The 16134-nt window shown below is 46.9% G+C and carries 18 protein-coding genes; 8 read left to right on the top strand and 10 right to left on the bottom strand.

Translation table 11 applies throughout. The annotated features are described in order from the left end of the window. The first annotated feature begins 19 nt into the window (after positions 1-19). Positions 20-517, top strand: a complete 498-nt coding sequence (locus V4835_RS19775) for a hypothetical protein (RefSeq protein WP_046624240.1) — start codon at positions 20-22, stop codon at positions 515-517. Between the two features lie 237 nt (positions 518-754). On the opposite strand, the gene V4835_RS19770 is transcribed toward V4835_RS19775, so the two are convergent. Further along, entirely contained in the window at positions 755-1369 is a 615-nt protein-coding gene (locus V4835_RS19770; protein ID WP_052746233.1) for an XRE family transcriptional regulator, read from the bottom strand. 102 nt (positions 1370-1471) lie between these two features. On the opposite strand from V4835_RS19770, the gene V4835_RS19765 reads away from it, so the two are divergent. Genes V4835_RS19765 through V4835_RS19755 form a run of 3 tightly spaced genes read left to right on the top strand, consistent with a single transcriptional unit; the run spans position 1472 to position 2693 of the window. After that, positions 1472-1744, top strand: a complete 273-nt coding sequence (locus tag V4835_RS19765; protein WP_331413380.1) for a helix-turn-helix domain-containing protein — start codon at positions 1472-1474, stop codon at positions 1742-1744. Between the two features lie 9 nt (positions 1745-1753). Next, a complete protein-coding gene (locus V4835_RS19760; RefSeq protein ID WP_331413378.1) occupies positions 1754-2314 on the top strand; it encodes a hypothetical protein in 561 nt (186 codons plus the stop codon). A gap of 22 nt (positions 2315-2336) precedes the next feature. Next, positions 2337-2693 carry a hypothetical protein gene (locus tag V4835_RS19755; protein ID WP_331413377.1) on the top strand — a complete coding sequence of 119 codons (357 nt, stop codon included), beginning with the start codon at positions 2337-2339 and terminating at the stop codon, positions 2691-2693. Between the two features lie 38 nt (positions 2694-2731). On the opposite strand, the gene V4835_RS19750 is transcribed toward V4835_RS19755, so the two are convergent. The 4 genes from V4835_RS19750 to V4835_RS19735 all read right to left on the bottom strand — a co-directional run bounded on the left by V4835_RS19750 (position 2732) and on the right by V4835_RS19735 (position 6973). Continuing rightward, entirely contained in the window at positions 2732-3661 is a 930-nt protein-coding gene (locus V4835_RS19750) for a retron St85 family RNA-directed DNA polymerase (RefSeq protein WP_279654422.1), read from the bottom strand. 308 nt (positions 3662-3969) lie between these two features. Next, positions 3970-4848, bottom strand: coding sequence for a retron St85 family effector protein (locus V4835_RS19745; RefSeq protein WP_046624277.1), 879 nt, complete (start codon positions 4846-4848; stop codon positions 3970-3972). 455 nt (positions 4849-5303) lie between these two features. Further along, a complete protein-coding gene (locus V4835_RS19740; protein ID WP_054176454.1) occupies positions 5304-6173 on the bottom strand; it encodes a hypothetical protein in 870 nt (289 codons plus the stop codon). Further along, positions 6170-6973: a hypothetical protein gene (locus V4835_RS19735; protein WP_094543310.1), complete on the bottom strand. Its 804-nt coding sequence runs from the start codon at positions 6971-6973 to the stop codon at positions 6170-6172. Before V4835_RS19735 ends, V4835_RS19740 begins: the two co-directional genes overlap by 4 nt. 393 nt (positions 6974-7366) lie before the next feature. Between V4835_RS19735 and V4835_RS19730 the strand changes: the two genes are divergently transcribed. Next, the gene (locus V4835_RS19730; RefSeq protein WP_032664618.1) at positions 7367-7987 is read left to right on the top strand and encodes a recombinase family protein; all 621 of its coding nucleotides are present in this window, start codon (positions 7367-7369) and stop codon (positions 7985-7987) included. 199 nt (positions 7988-8186) lie between these two features. On the opposite strand, the gene V4835_RS24435 is transcribed toward V4835_RS19730, so the two are convergent. Both V4835_RS24435 and nadC read right to left on the bottom strand, forming a co-directional pair. Then, a complete protein-coding gene (locus V4835_RS24435; RefSeq protein ID WP_096150682.1) occupies positions 8187-8252 on the bottom strand; it encodes a prepilin-type N-terminal cleavage/methylation domain-containing protein in 66 nt (21 codons plus the stop codon). 173 nt (positions 8253-8425) lie between these two features. Next, positions 8426-9319: a carboxylating nicotinate-nucleotide diphosphorylase gene (gene nadC / locus V4835_RS19725; RefSeq protein WP_331413371.1), complete on the bottom strand. Its 894-nt coding sequence runs from the start codon at positions 9317-9319 to the stop codon at positions 8426-8428. Positions 9320-9406: 87 nt separating this feature from the next. Here nadC and ampD point away from each other — a divergent pair, with 87 nt between their 5' ends. After that, on the top strand, positions 9407-9958 hold the full coding sequence (ampD, locus tag V4835_RS19720) for a 1,6-anhydro-N-acetylmuramyl-L-alanine amidase AmpD (RefSeq protein WP_331413369.1): 552 nt from the start codon (positions 9407-9409) through the stop codon (positions 9956-9958). Positions 9959-9967: 9 nt separating this feature from the next. Further along, positions 9968-10822, top strand: a complete 855-nt coding sequence (ampE, locus tag V4835_RS19715; RefSeq protein WP_219324507.1) for a beta-lactamase regulator AmpE — start codon at positions 9968-9970, stop codon at positions 10820-10822. An 18-nt stretch (positions 10823-10840) separates the two neighbouring features. Here ampE and V4835_RS19710 read toward each other — a convergent pair whose 3' ends face one another. The 3 genes from V4835_RS19710 to aroP form a co-directional block, all read right to left on the bottom strand. Further along, entirely contained in the window at positions 10841-11791 is a 951-nt protein-coding gene (locus V4835_RS19710) for a glycoside hydrolase family 43 protein (RefSeq protein WP_063143361.1), read from the bottom strand. Positions 11792-11801: 10 nt separating this feature from the next. Then, positions 11802-13199: an MFS transporter gene (locus V4835_RS19705; protein WP_331413366.1), complete on the bottom strand. Its 1398-nt coding sequence runs from the start codon at positions 13197-13199 to the stop codon at positions 11802-11804. A gap of 164 nt (positions 13200-13363) precedes the next feature. Continuing rightward, on the bottom strand, positions 13364-14734 hold the full coding sequence (gene aroP, locus V4835_RS19700) for an aromatic amino acid transporter AroP (RefSeq protein ID WP_063143363.1): 1371 nt from the start codon (positions 14732-14734) through the stop codon (positions 13364-13366). A gap of 537 nt (positions 14735-15271) precedes the next feature. Here aroP and pdhR point away from each other — a divergent pair. Further along, positions 15272-16036: a pyruvate dehydrogenase complex transcriptional repressor PdhR gene (gene pdhR, locus V4835_RS19695; RefSeq protein ID WP_008501960.1), complete on the top strand. Its 765-nt coding sequence runs from the start codon at positions 15272-15274 to the stop codon at positions 16034-16036. Positions 16037-16134: the final 98 nt, after the last annotated feature.

Raw genomic sequence — 16134 nt, 5'->3', positions numbered from 1 at the left:
TAATTGATAGGGGAGTGTAATGAGCAAAAACACTGATGTTGTGCATGATCTTGCAAATACTGACTACAAGAAGTTGATTGAAAGGACTGCTGGGAAGAACTTCAAGTTAACTGATTGTAAAGCTGAGTTTGATAAACTTTTTAAAGAAAATCCTCATGAATTCATTGATCAGTTGAATCGTGTATCAAGAAATCTTTCTCTTGTTGCTCACGAGTACAAGAAGGAGCTTGATGCAAGTAAAGTTGATGATATCAAGCAACAGATTTTGCATTTAGATGAATCAGTAAAGGCTGCTCTGCTTGCTTCTTTAGGTATTAAAAATGGCAAGGCAAAGTCCGGTACTGTAAGAAGTACTAATCAAAGAGAAATCATTAATGTTACCGTTGATGGGAAAATGTACGAGATCAAAAAAACAGGTAACATCAGTGCTGAACTTAAAGAACTGATTAAATCTCAAGGTTTTGACTACAAAGGCGAAGAACGCATGAAGTTCTTTGATAAGTTCGAATCGAGGTAAGATCACTTGCCCCTGATTACTTAGGGTTAAATTATATCCCTCGAACTAAAAGTATTGTCAGTACTCGCCTAATGGGAACCACGCAAAGCAGCGTCCTGATTCCGATTCATAAAATTGCATAGGAAGCTGCTAGCGGCGATTGAACCAAGAAGTAGTGCAACCCATGCCATCGATAGAAAATCGCCTCAGAATTACATTGAGAACGTATAAAGGGCTTCGTAGGCACAGACTCACAGACTACAAATGATTCAATACTATCAGTACTTCCCCCAGCACATCAAAGGAGGATAGTGAATCCTGATTGACGATCATTGCACTGTATTTGGTGTTATCACTGCTTAAATTGTATCCATCAGGGACTACCTGCACCCGCTTATACAGGTAGCTTCCTTCTTTGTGGAGTACTACCACTTTACCGTCTTTTAACTGCTTATGTTGTTGATCAATAAGTAAAATACTGTCAACTAAGAATGTAGGTTCCATTACATCTGTACTGACCCGTAATGCAGCAAGAGACTTGGCCTTTTCCTGTAAATCAGGGAAAACACCTGAATCCAGTAAAAGGAAATCATCTCTATCAATAAAAGGAATTTTCAACAGTTCTTCGGCTTGGTCTGTGTTTGCCGATTTTGAAAACTCTTTTCCAGTAGCCAGCCATTCAACCGACACGCCACCAGCTTTAGCGAGAAGCACAAGATTCTCAAGCGTAGGGCTTGATACAGCTTGTAGATAATTGTGGACAGTACTGTACCCTATGCCTGCTTTTTTGGCGAAATCTCGCCCTGAACCAGAAGGTACTATCGATTTTAACCTTTCGCTGAACTGTTCAACGCTTTCTTTTTTGCCAGCCATGCACAACCCACCACATTAAAAGGAACTTTGTTCCTCATTTTTATTTGACGAATTCCTTTTAATGATCAATCATGTTCTTAATGTTAGTAATGAGTGGTCATTATGAGTATTCACAACAAGTCAGAATCTCAGATAAAGGAGCAAAATGCTAGTACTGAGAACTGGCATAGGGCCGATATCTTGGCAGCTATCAAGAAGCGAGGAGGAACGTTGGCACAGCTATCCAGAGATAGCGGTTTACATGAAAGAACACTTTACAACGTACTTGAGCGACATTGGCCGAAAGGTGAGCGAATTATTGCCGATTTTATCGGTGTACCCGTTAGAACGATCTGGCCTGAACGCTATGAGAAACTTAACGTAAATGAAATCTGAGGAGAATGTATGTCTGGATTGATCGTTTTCATTATCTGCACAGCAATTTCGGTACTTTGTTATAAGAAAGTTTCAAATCGTAGTAGAAATAGAGGCCATGGAAAGATCAGAGCGTTGATTACATCCTTATCAATGAGTTTCATTGCTTTTATGGTATCTATTGGGATTGGGGCAGGGGTTGTTTCACAAGATAAAAGTACTGATGCAAAGGCTTCAACGGCTGACAATACTGAAAAGGCCAAAACCAATGTTTATAAATGTGATAAGTTCGATGCAATAACACAAACTCGACAGGGAACTAAACGCGATTCTGGTTACTATTCAGATAAAGGTATTTTAGTTGAATATACAATCTCAGATGATAAGTTGATCAGTCGAATGCCAATTCCAGGTGATAAAGATAGTGTGTATACTGCTGAATTCAACGAAATCGCATCAGACGGTTCTCGGAAGTACGGGAATTCATCAAGTAACTATTTTGTATCAGTACTGAATGATAGCACTATAAAAGTAATTGATGTTGAATTTAACCATAATGCAACGATTACAAAAATTTGTTCTAAACAATGATTTTATTCAAGGGAAAGAATAGATGAAAAGAGCATTATCAGTACTGTTAATGTTACTCCCATCAGCCACAATTGCGGCTACTATTCCTGACGGTAAAACTGAAACGCCCTTTACTGTTGGCAATGAAGTTATTTGTCTGAAAGAAATCCAAAAGCAAATCACTCCTTATCTCATATCTTTTGAAGAAGAAATCGGGGTTAAATACAAATATGTTGTTAAATCAGGCTTGCCCTACAAAGATACTGTAGGTCTACGATTACAGATTAATCGTGTAGATTCGAGACTCAATGTGCATGTCGCCGATCTGGATTATTACTGGTTAGGGGAACGGGGGAGTATGTGCCAGCCAGAGTATATGGTACTAAATCGCCTCAACTGACCGTAAGTAATGAGGCCATCAGTTTGGCCTCATTGATTTTAACTATCTGCAATGAGAGTAATTTGGTTCTGATAGAATACAGAAAGTTTTTTTCCTTTATCTTTATCGATACTTCTGACAAAAGATAATATTCCTTTTATTATTTCATGCTTGTTTGGAGTTCCTGTCCTTACAAGATCATAGATTCTTTTTCTATAGAGACAATAATTCTTTTTACTGATCGTGATCTTAGGGGTGACAGTTAAACCTGTAACTTCTCTTCGTACCTTTGGACCTAAGAACTTTTCTTTTTTGGCGTTTATAGTAAACCCTTCGTCACAAATGATATCTTTTATTAAGTAAGATGCCTTCTGTAAGATTAGTATCTTATTACCTGATATACAAAGGTCATCAGCATAACGTGTATATGTCAGAGCACGTTTTTTACAATAAGTAGATATACGGTGATCAAGTCTTAAGCAAACAAGATTCGATAAAGCAGGAGAAGTTGGTGCTCCTTGGGGCAAATACCCACTTTTGGTACAAAAAGAGGTAAGTATAAAGGCTATGTTATTGTTGTATCCTATGTTCTTAAACAATGTATATACATGCGATGCTTGTACAGTGGTAAAAAAATCTTTCAGATCAAGATTCAATACATATTGATTTCCTTCATGCGGTTTAGCATTGTCAAGAATAGATTTTTTCCTAACAAAGCCTTTCGCGTAAGATGAAGGAGATAATTTATCTAAAATATATCGTAACACCCATCTTTGTATTGCTTTTAATTCTTTTAGTGGGCTTTCGATGTGACGAATACCACCAGATTTTTTTTCCATTTCAATACGGTGATAGTATCTATCATTATTGAAGCTAAACTTGGATATAACTTCTTTAGGAAGTCTGAGGGATTGTGATAAGTCGTCCACATTCTCAAGAATAGGGAGAGATAACAGTTGCTGGGTGTACTTTCCTTGATGAGTATTCATTTTATTTCATCATAGCAGAGATGTAATTTCTATCTGAAATTGTGTGCTAGTTTTTAACGACTACAGCGGGGAAGGAGGATGAACAGACATACCTGTGAAGGTATGGATGTTCATTATCCTTCCGTAAGGCGGATGTACGAGTCCCCCAAATCACGGCGGGCGGGAGTTGGGGGACTCGATCATCACGCTGTCTCTGTGATGAACTGCGGGAACGGAGAGACTCTCCATCCACTGTGGACTTAACTAGCTGACTAGTAAGCCACCTGCTTAAAAACTAGCACACCCGAGAATTTTATGATGAAACTTAATCAGTGTCTAGCATATTGTTTATTCATGATTTTTGTTCTTAGCTCAGTGAGTGATGATTTCAGATGGAAACTATTAATTATTGCATCATAACCGACTTGAGTTATGGTGAATAACCCTTCTTGCTGGTTAATCATTCCTGCTCTTATGAGTGAATGTGTTGCAGCTTTACATGCAATGTTGTCTCGATTTTCGAATTTTCTATTCATTATCAATTCCATGGTTTTGTACACGGAACGCAAATTCAAATCATCAAAAAGATAGATCAAAAGAAGAACATGTTTTGAATATAATAATATATTATCTAGTTCTTTCTTCTTTCGTCCACTTGGTAGTGTTTGTTTGATTTTTCCAAGTACTGTTTTTACATGTGCAGGATTCTTTTCATCAAAGTTTTTTGGGATGTCAAAAATTTCCCCACCATGAGTTCTGACTAGCCTTACAGGACCATGATTTATAAAACTTTTACCTGACTTGAATTCTCCCATCCTCATAACTAGCATTTTTTCTGCTAAGGCCTTATCCATAGAAAAAGCACCTAACTCTGCGAAAGAACCTGGACTTTCAGGTATAAGAACTATCAGATCAACAGAGTCTGCAAGCTGCGTTTCAAGAGATAGCAGGCTATTTTTTCCTTGACCTTCAAGGAGATCCTCAAACAAATCTTCTGGATAGGTAAGAGTAATACCTTTCTCTTGTGAAAGAAAAGTTGAGAATTTGTATCGAAGGCTTTTTTTGTCAGATTTATCTTTCCCACATAAAAAAATTGTTTTTTGGGAATCATCAAATCCATTTGTTAAGAGTTCTCTAATTTCATCGATGGTTTGATGAATATGCAAATCTGGGAATCTGTTAATGATGCTTTGTCTGGGAAGTTTCATCTTTATTCCTAACAATGGCATTCCTCGTAAGTAACTGTATATCCTATTATAGATCGAGTACTAATGCATCATGAATTTTGTGGGTAAGTTGCTTGTTATGGAGTGAAATGTCATATGTATCAGTGTGATACGATTGTTGCTCACTATGAGTCTAGCGTTAGAATTACTACTAGTTTAGAGGAAGAAAAAGTGAGGGTTGTTCTTATCTTTTTTCAGGGAAAAGTTAAAGGGATCGTTTACTGAGATAAAAGTACAGTCAGTATTTTTCTGCACGATTTAAAATCTCGTTCGTCTGATTAGGTTCAACCTCGCCGACCAAATGCCGTGTACTCAGATCTCAGTAACGAACTTTTCACCGACCAAGCATTGATTAAAAATCAATGATTGGAAATCTTGAATATTCTCGGCACAAAAAACCGCCAAAAGGACGGTTTTCTTGTGAACTAAGAATATTATCACGCAGCCTTCCTACGATACCAATGGATTGCTCTGTCGGATAAACTATGTGGGTCACTATCAACTTCGGTTTCTATAGCTTGTGTTTTCAAGTACCAACAAAACTTATCAATCTCTAAATCTACTTGATCGCGTTTGTCTACTTTGAGGTCATTGTTTGGAGACAATATGAAAATCGCTCCACACTTATACTCATCGTAGTTATTCAAAGCTAACGAGATGTCTCTTTGTGCATCATACAAATGACACTTGGCTAAATTTTCATCAGAATAGGCTGCTGATGCTATTGTTCCGAGCGAGGTCTTGGCTTTGTAAGGAAGATAAATTGTTTGCGATTGTTGGCCCAGTGTAATTCTTTTTAAAGGGGATGGGTCTCGCATTTCAAAATATTCTTCGTATTCAAGGTGTTGTTTGAGGTAGCCATCCATTATATTGTAAAGGCGATCTCTTGAAATTGGAGTATAAACTTTCTCTCTCTTTTTTGTCACTTTTACCGATAAAGGAACAACATTTGAAAACAGAGAAGATACTATGTCGTCTGCTGATTCACCTTGAGCATATCCATTGTTTTTAAAAGTTAAATTCTGGCATTGATTTGATAAAAATACTTCCCCTGAAAGTACTATCTCCCTAGCTACTTCACAAGCCAACTTAAGGTGAAATATCATGCCATGAGAGTATAAGCAAGAAATCCTATCAAAATACTCAAGAGTTTGTACAAATACCCCTCCAAAACTATCTTTAAAACATACACCTATATTAAGTTTTTCTCCTGTGGCAACATCAGGGCACCACTGAATTGTAAACCATTCACCTTTAACAATTGGCTGATGTGAATGCTCATTTAGGATAGAATCAAAGTTAATCACGCGACCCCCGCCAGTACGCCAAGCCTTCTGCTTAATCTTTCTTTTGAAAAAACTGCACGTTGACTCAAAAATTCCAATAAACAATCTTTTGCTTGCGGATTCAGAAGCCTGTCACACCAATAAGCAATCTCTGCTATTACGATATCCAATGCTTCAGTTTGTCCGTTAGCTCCATTTACTATATCCATTTTTTGAGGAAGGGTTGGCACGGCTCGGAGGGCAATTTCTAACTTATTGACTGGGTTGATAGTTATGGCTAAGTCTTCAGGAGACCACATGAGATCTACAGGCATATTACTGTGGTCAATAAGGGTGACTTGGTTGTGCGAATCAATGATCAAGTTCCCTAAATTTCTATCTTGGTTTGCGACCCACTCATCAAAAGCGATCGTTTTATGTAACTTTTCCCATCCATCAAGAATCCTTCTAAGACTCTCAAATTTAATCATATCACCAATGTTGTAATAGCTAGCCGGAGAATGTCCGGTAACCTTGGAGCTAACAAAGGCAATTGGCGATACGGGCTTGTCAATTGAATCAATGACACCATCGGGCAATATCAATATGCCTGCTTTTGGGGCTACAGGAAGATCATTTGATTTGGTAAGCAGGTATCCAAGAACTTCGTTGAAGACACCAATGCTTTCTTCCCTAGTAAATATTTTTACATATGATTGCCTTTGCACTCCGTCAGGCCAATCAACAAGGCATAAAAGCGTCAAGGCCATTTGGCCTTCATTTGGTCTGCCGAGTACCGACTTGAAACTTGCTTGGCTGAGTACTTCAATCGAAGTGTGCATTCAATTATCCATAACCCCGAAAAGATGACTGAAATTCTAGAGTGAAAATGCAAATCTAACGTACTGTTGATTTCACCAGCAAATCTAGTAGTGCATACATGAGTCTTTCCTGAGCATGATGTGAATTGCTGCGACTTCAGTCGCCATTTCTATGTTAGTTGTCTTAGCTGGTAACGCTACACTTCCGCTTTTCGCTAACCATACTCTGGTTCTAGATTTTCGGAGGCAATCAATTGCTAATGAAGGCTTATCCACCATTAACTTGGTGTCGAATAAGTATACATCAAGCAGACCAATCCAGACCACCAGCAAGGCTGGTTCATTAAATTAACTTTACAACTTAAAATGAACCAAATATAATGAACCACATAAAACAGACCGATGGGGTGTGTCATGAGAGTTTGGGGTTATCTTCGAGCTTCGACGAAGGAGCAGGATGCAGGCAGAGCCTTTAATGAGTTAGAGGCATTTGCCCATTCACATGATCTGAAGGTATCAAAGTACTTCAAAGAGAATGAATCAGGTGCAAGCCTGCAACGCCCTCAGTTATTCCTGCTTTTGGAAATAGCAGAACGTGGTGACATTTTGCTTTGTGAGCAAATTGACCGAATCAGCCGCCTTACTGGTGAGGATTGGAAAACCCTTCGAGGGCTTATTGAGTCTAAGGGGATCAGAGTCGTGTCGTTGGATTTACCCACAAGCCACCAGCTTTTAAATGTTCAGGACGAATTCACCGCCCGTATGTTTGAAGCAATGAATTCAATGATGCTGGATATGTTGGCGGCAATCAGCCGCAAAGACTACGAAGATCGCCGCAGACGGCAAATGCAGGGTATTGAAAAGGCCAAAAATGAGAAAAAGTATCGAGGCCGCCCGGTAGATGAGAGTCTACACAATAAAGTACAAGAATTACTGTCTGACGGAAAAAGCTGGAACAAAATTCAGGCGTTAATCGGTTGCTCTAGAGCTACCATTGCGAAAGTGGCGAAAAATACACCTCTGACAAAAGGTTAGTAGCTAACAATCGGCTGAGAGTGTCAGTACTGGCAGCATTGAGAACTGATATAGCGGCAAGGGGCAAAGGAAGAGGGTTCACAGGGCTTTGTTTCCTGAATCCTTTCGATATCTTGATACTACTTTATGAAGGGGCTTTATAGCCTCTTTTTTATTTCATTATAATCAACATGTTAAATATTGTTTCTGCGTTTAATTATTACAGTAATTTACTGTTGATAATCACCATCAGCTCGATGAGTGTGAATCCTTGTTGTCTGTCCATATCTGCTCCTTATGCAAAGTAGCGCTACTTTGTCAGCGGGAAAGAGCAGAAACGAGGGGCAAAAAAGGGAACGGGAAGGGGTCTTCAGAGAATTTATTCAGTGTTGCAGGGAAGCACAGCGGATCTGCGAGCGGGGCTGAAATTCCCCTCTCTGGTGGAGAGGGGAGAATGCGTTACTTGAAGCGCATTGAGAGGTCGAGGGCGCGAACGTGTTTGGTCAGCGCGCCGACGGAGATGTAATCTACGCCGGTTTCGGCGAATTCACGGATCGTTTCGAAAGTGACGTTCCCGGACACTTCAAGCTGAGCCCGGCCGTTTGTCAGTTTTACCGCCTCGCGCATCTGCTCTGTTTCGAAGTTATCGAGCATGATGATATCGGCCCCGGCCTTAATCGCCTGCTCCAGCTCTTCCAGGCTTTCGACTTCCACCTCAACAGGCACATCCGGGTGCAGCCAGAAGGCTTTCTCAACCGCCTGACGCACGGAGCCAGAGGCAATAATGTGGTTCTCTTTAATCAGGAAGGCGTCGGATAAGCCCAGGCGATGGTTTGCGCCGCCGCCGCAGAGTACGGCATACTTCAGCGCGGTGCGCAGGCCCGGCAGCGTTTTGCGGGTATCCAGCAGCTGGGTTCGGGTACCGGCCAGCAGGTCAACGTAGCGACGCACTTCACTGGCCACTCCTGAGAGCGTTTGTACAAAATTGAGCGCGGTACGTTCGCCGGTCAGCAAGACGCGGGAAGGTCCGTCCAGTTCGAACAGCGGCTGGTTGGCCGTGACTGCATCGCCGTCTTCAACATGCCATGTCACCTGCACGTCATCGCCCGCCAGCTGGGTAAAGACCTCTTCAACCCAACGCTTGCCGCAAAAGACGCCGTCTTCACGGGTGATAATGACCGCGTGCGAGCGTGTCTCTTTTGGCAATAATTGTGCGGTAATATCCTTATCAGCGTTAACGTCACCGCCCAGATCTTCTTTCAAAGCATGGGAGACGCTTGACGGAATATCCATACTAATACGTTCCAGAAGCGCTTCACGTCGGTGGTCGGGGTTGTAGCGGCGAGGCGGCATGATAAAACTCCAAATTGGTAACGAATCATAATATTGAAACATGCTACTCTGAACCGAGTCATTGCACCATACAGAAGGAGTTCCAGCATGTTGTTAGAAAACGGATGGCTGGTGGATGCGCGGCATGTGCCCTCGCCGCACCACGATTGCCGCCCGGAGGATGAAAAGCCCACACTGCTGGTGGTTCATAATATTAGTCTCCCGCCGGGTGAATTTGGCGGCCCGTGGATCGATGCGTTATTCACGGGAACGATAGATCCCGATGCTCATCCCTTCTTTGCTGAAATTGCACATCTGCGCGTATCGGCTCACTGCCTGATTCGTCGCGATGGTGAAGTGGTCCAGTATGTTCCCTTTGATAAGCGCGCCTGGCATGCCGGGGTGTCGATGTATCAAGGGCGCGAACGGTGCAACGATTTTTCTATCGGGATTGAACTGGAGGGCACGGATACGACGCCCTACACCGATGCACAGTATCAACAGCTTGCGGCTGTGACCCGCACGCTTATTGGGCTCTACCCGGCTATCGCCGAAAATATCACGGGACACAGTGATATCGCCCCGGAGAGAAAAACCGATCCCGGTCCGGCCTTTGACTGGCCCCGGTTTCGCACCATGCTCGCCGCGTCGTCAGAATAAGGAGATACCATGACGTTGTTTACCATGCTGCTGGTTATCATCGCTGAACGCCTGTTCAAGCTCGGCGAACACTGGCATCTGGATCACCGGCTGGAGGTGTTTTTCCGCCGGATTAAGCACTTTTCTATGCTGCGTACGCTGCTGATGATGGCAGGGGTGATGGTCATTACGTTCCTGCTCCTGCGCTCGCTGTACGGGCTGTTTTTCAACGTGCCGCTGCTGGTGGTGTGGATCCTGCTCGGCGTGCTGTGCATTGGTGCGGGCAAGGTGCGTTTGCACTATCACGCGTACCTGAAAGCCGCCTCCCGTGACGATGCCCATGCGCGCGGTGCCATGGCGAGCGAACTGACCATGATCCACGGCGTGCCGCCGGACTGCGACGAGCGCGAGTTTCTGCGCGAGCTGCAAAACGCGCTGCTGTGGATTAACTTCCGCTACTATCTTGCGCCGCTGTTCTGGTTCGTGGTGGGCGGCCCGTGGGGGCCGGTACTGCTGATGGGATATGCGTTCCTGCGCGCCTGGCAGACCTGGCTTGCCCGTTATCTGACGCCGCACGAACGCCTGCAGTCCGGCATTGATGCCATCCTGCACGTGCTCGACTGGCTTCCGGTGCGTCTGGTGGGCGTGGTGTACGCGTTAATTGGTCACGGTGAAAAAGCGCTGCCCGCTTGGTTCGCGTCTCTTGCCGATCGCCATACGTCGCAGTACCAGGTGCTAACGCGTCTGGCGCAGTTCTCGCTGGCGCGTGAGCCGCATACCGACAAAATTGTAACACCGAAAGCCGCTGTCTCCATGGCGAAGAAAACGTCGTTTGTGGTGGTGGTGATCGTGGCACTGCTGACTATTTACGGCACGCTGGTGTAAGCCAGCGCGCCGCAAAGACTACAGCGTATCCGCGGGCGGGATGCCGAAATCAGGCATCCCGTTTTCATTCCAGCGGACAAGCTTCAGGCGGGTATGGCGGTTCGGGTCGTACAGCGGGTCGCCCTCAATTTCGGTGTAATTACGCGCGTGATACACCAGCACATCTTCCCCTTCCGGCGTTTGCGTAAAGCTGTTGTGTCCCGGGCCGAACTGGCGGTTCTCGTAGCTGGTGACGAAGACCGGGCGCGGGGATTTGTGCCAGTTTGCCGGGTTTTGCGGATCGGCATTCAGGTCTATCCACAGTAGCCCCATGCAGTAGTTCTCGTCGGTGGCGCTGGCGGAATAGCTGATAAACAGCTTATCGCCGTGAATCAGTACCGCCGGGCCTTCGTTGACCCAAAAACCGCGACACTCCCAGTCATACTCCGGCTTGCTGAGCATCACCGGCTCGCCTTTCAGCGTCCAGGGGTTCTCCATTTCGCACAGATAAAGATTGGAGTTGCCGGTGATATCCGGCGCTTTTTGCGCCCACAGATACCAGCGTTTCCCCTGATGAACAAAGGTGGTGGCGTCCAGGGCGAAGGTATCGAAAGGCGTTTTGATCTGCCCTTTTTCCACCCACGCGCCGGTGAGCGGATCGCCTTCAGCACATTCAATAGCGAACATACGGTGCTGGAACATCCCGAGCGCGTCGAGCGCCTGGGTGTGCGTCGCGGCAAAATAGATGTACCACTTGCCGTCAATGTGATGCAGCTCCGGCGCCCAGATCAGCTGGCTCATCGGGCCGGTGTCGGGTTTGCGCCAGACCACCACTTCTTCAGCATTACGTAAACCTTCCAGCGACTCTGCGCGGCGGATCGCCAGCCTGTCGTACTGCGGCACGGAGGCGATAAAATAGTACTGCCCCTCATGGCGTAAAATGTACGGATCGGCGCGTTGTTCGATAAACGGGTTTGGCCAGGTTTGCATTCGGCTTTCCTTATTTTGTCTCAGCGGCTTTGAGTTCCTGTAAATCATTCAGCTCGCGGTAGTTAGCGCGACGCTTCTCGAGATCGAACTGGATCTGCTTCATGGTTTCACGATCAACCTTCAGCAGCCGTACCACGCCCGCGGTAATTAAGTATCCAACGCCGGGAATAACGGTAAACAGCAGCACGATCCCGTTAATGGCGTCCGCGCTTTGCGCTTTTGCGCCCGCGTCATAACCGTACCAGGAGAGCAGGAAGCCGACCATCGCCCCGGCAATCGCCAGCCCCAGCTTGAGGAAGAAGATATTGCCGGAGAAGCTGATCCCGGTAATGCGCTTCCCGGTTTTCCACTCGCCGTAGTCGTCCACGTCGGCCATCAGCGACCAGTGCAGCGGAGACGGGATCTGGTGCAGGATGTTCAGCAGGAAGTAGAGCACCACGATGGTGACGGTGGCTTTCGGATCGAAGAAATAAAAGGCGGTTGAGAAAATCGCCAGCACAATATTGGTCCAGAAGAAGACTTTCAGCTTACACCAGCGGTCAGTCAGCACTTTTGCCAGCACGCTGCCGAGCATCATGCCGACTACGCCCAGGCTGATAAACAGCGTGGCGAAGTGGGTGCTCTGGCCCATCACCCAGGTGACGTAATACATGGTGGCCGCCATGCGGATAAAGCCCGGGCAGACGTTGCACAGGGTCAGGAGCAGAATGCGTACCCACTGGTCGTTCTTCCACACGTCTTTCAGATCGTTTTTCAGTTCGTCGTTGGTCTGTACCGCCGGGCGTACGCGCTCGCGCACGGTGGCGAAGCAGAACAGGAACATACAGGTTCCAATCAGCGCCAGCACGGTCATCGCCATCTGGTAGCCTTTGGCTTTGTTATCCCCGCCAAACCAGTCGGCCATCGGCAGCAGCGTTAATGAGAGCAGCAGCGTGGCGATGCCGACCAGCACGAAGCGATACGACTGGCAGGCCACGCGTTCTTTTGGATCGTTGGTGATCACCCCGCCTAACGAGCAGTAGGGGATGTTGATTGCCGTATAGGTCAAAGAGAGCAGGAAGTAGGTGACGAACGCATAGATAACTTTGCTGTTATAGCTCCACTCCGGCGTGGTGAACATCAGGATGCTGAACAGCGCGTAGGGGAAGGCGATCCACAGCAGCCATGGACGAAACCGGCCATATTTACTGCGGGTACGGTCGGCAATCGCGCCCATGATCGGGTCCGTTACGGCGTCAATCACGCGGACGGACAGCAGCAGCACGCCAACCAGCGCCGGCGCCAGGCCAAAAATATCCGTATGAAAATAGTTAACAAACAGCATGATGGCGCCGAAGATGATGTTGCATCCCGCGTCGCCCATCCCATAGCCGATCTTTTCTTTTACTGACAGTGTGTTGTTATTCATCGACAGCTCTCCGGTTTACGGTATGGAGAGAATTATTCGCTGGCAAAGGAATATATGCGTTGCAGTATCAGGGCGGTGATATGGATAAATGCGCTGTGAGCGTGAAAGTGTGAGGAAGGTAACAACGCGCGGCACCCGCAAAAGCAGGCGCCGCGGAGAGAGGCTTAGTGGGCCTTCATGGCATTACGGCTTTTCTGACTGAAGAGATAGCCCACACCAAGGATCGCAATCCAGACCGGGATCAGGTAGACGGAAATCGCCATGCCCGGCGTGATCAGCATGATCACCAGCACGGCCGCCATGAATACCAGGCACACCCAGTTACCCAGCGGGTAAAGCAGGGCAGGGAAGCGCGTGGTGACGCCCTGCTGCTGCTTGGCGCGGCGGAACTTGATGTGCGCCAGGCTGATCATCGCCCAGTTAATCACCAGAGCAGAGACCACCAGCGCCATCAGCAGGCCAAACGCCGATTCCGGTGCCAGGTAGTTAATGAGCACGCACAGCGCGGTCACGACCGCCGAAACAAGAATCGTGTTTACCGGCACGCCGCGCTTATCGACGTTGAGCAGCGCTTTTGGCGCGTTACCCTGCTGGGCCAGGCCGAACAGCATGCGGCTGTTGCAGTATACGCAGCTGTTGTAAACGGAGAGCGCTGCGGTCAGAACAACCACGTTGAGTGCGTTTGCTACAAAGGTATCGCCCAGCTCGTGGAAGATCAGCACAAACGGGCTGGTGTCAGCGGTCACGCGCGTCCACGGCAGCAGGGAGAGCAGTACGGCCAGCGAGCCCACATAGAAGATCAGGATACGGTAGATAACCTGGTTGGTGGCTTTTGGAATGCTCTGCTCCGGGTTGTCGGCTTCCGCGGCGGTGATGCCCACCAGCTCCAGACCGCCGAAGGAGAACATAATGATAGCCATCATCATCACCAGGCCGGTCATGCCGTGAGGCAGGAAGCCGCCCTGTTCCCAGAGGTTGCGCACGGTTGCCTGCGGGCCGCCGTTGCCGCTGAACAGCAGCCAGCCGCCAAAGATAATCATCGCCACTACGGCAATGACCTTGATGATGGCAAACCAGAACTCCATTTCCCCGAACACTTTTACGTTGGTCAGGTTAATGGCGTTAATAATGACGAAGAAAGCCGCAGCGGAGGCCCAGGTTGGGATTTCGGGATACCAGAACTGAATGTATTTCCCGACGGCAGTAAGCTCGGCCATGGCAACCAGCACGTACAGCACCCAGTAGTTCCAGCCCGATGCGAAACCGGCAAAGCTGCCCCAGTATTTATAGGCAAAGTGGCTGAAGGAGCCTGCGACCGGCTCTTCAACGACCATTTCACCCAGCTGGCGCATAATCAGAAAGGCAATGAAACCGGCTATCGCGTAACCCAAAATAATGCCGGGACCGGCTGACTGGATAACGGATGCGCTGCCCAGAAAGAGGCCGGTACCAATCGCACCGCCCAGTGCGATGAGCTGTATATGGCGGTTTTTAAGCCCGCGCTTTAGCTGATCGCCGTGCTGTTGAGCTTCCATTTGAAACCTCGTGTGTGGTTGTTATGTTCACGCTGTGCGTGTGTAATTATGAAAATCCATATTCTGTATTTATTTCTTTACGGTTAACGAGACCGAAAAAAGCGGAGATGACTTCCGTAAGCGCAAGAATAGTGGTAAGCGCCTGCGAATGCACCTGCTTTATGAAAGGGTGATGACGACTTGAATTAAAAGAAAGCATTTGTAAATCGGCCCGCTTATTCGTACTAACCCAACCTATAGAATAGAAATGCGCCATAAGTGGGCGAATTTTCATTATTTGCGTTGTTGAATCGCTTCAGATTGTAAAAACCCTCGTTTCATTATGGTTAAAACTCCCTCTTAAGGAGTAATCAACTCATTTGTGCAAAGTTACATTTCTGAAACGTTATTTCTGTAAGGTTGTTAAAATGTGCAGGGTTTACTGATTTCAATCAAAACCAATATGGACAGAAGGTGAATACTTTGTTACTTTAGCGATACGAAATAGAAATTGGTAAGACCAATTGACTCCGGGCAAAAAGGCGTAAGACAGGGAATATGGCCTACAGCAAAATTCGCCAACCAAAACTATCTGATGTGATTGAGCAGCAGCTGGAGTTTTTAATCCTCGAAGGGACTCTGCGCCCGGGTGAGAAACTTCCGCCAGAACGCGAGCTGGCAAAACAGTTCGACGTTTCACGTCCCTCTCTGCGTGAGGCGATTCAACGTCTCGAAGCAAAGGGCTTGCTGCTTCGTCGCCAGGGCGGCGGAACCTTTGTGCAAAACAGCCTGTGGCAGAGCTTCAGCGATCCGCTGGTAGAACTTCTCTCTGACCACCCAGAATCCCAGTTTGACCTGCTTGAGACCCGTCACGCGCTTGAAGGTATTGCGGCCTATTACGCCGCCCTTCGCAGCACTGATGAAGATCGCGTGCGTATCCGCGAGCTGCATCAGGCCATTGAACGGGCACAGCAGTCCGGCGATTTAGACGCCGAGTCCAGCGCCGTCGTCCAGTATCAAATCGCCGTCACCGAAGCGGCCCACAACGTGGTGCTCCTCCATCTGCTACGCTGCATGGAGCCCATGCTGGCCCAGAACGTTCGTCAGAATTTTGAATTGTTGTATGCCCGTCGGGACATGCTCCCACTGGTAAGCAACCATCGCACCCGAGTATTCGAGGCGATAATGGCCGGGGAACCGGAGCAGGCGCGCGAAGCGTCGCACCGACATCTGGCTTTCATTGAGGAAATCTTGCTGGACCGCAGCCGTGAACAATCGCGTCGCGAACGTTCATTACGCCGCATACAGCAACGAAAGGATTAAGCGCCAGGTACTTTTAGAGCGCGGCAACTAAACGCAGAACCTGTCTTATTGTGTTCTTGCCCAAGAGCACAATGGGACAGGTTCCAGACAAATCAACG

Source organism: Enterobacter cloacae complex sp. CARB60 (assembly GCF_036487345.1).
Classification (GTDB): Bacteria; Pseudomonadota; Gammaproteobacteria; order Enterobacterales; family Enterobacteriaceae; genus Enterobacter; species Enterobacter asburiae_D.
Note: the sequence above shows the minus strand (reverse complement) of the source record. Positions and strands in the feature narration are given on the sequence as shown.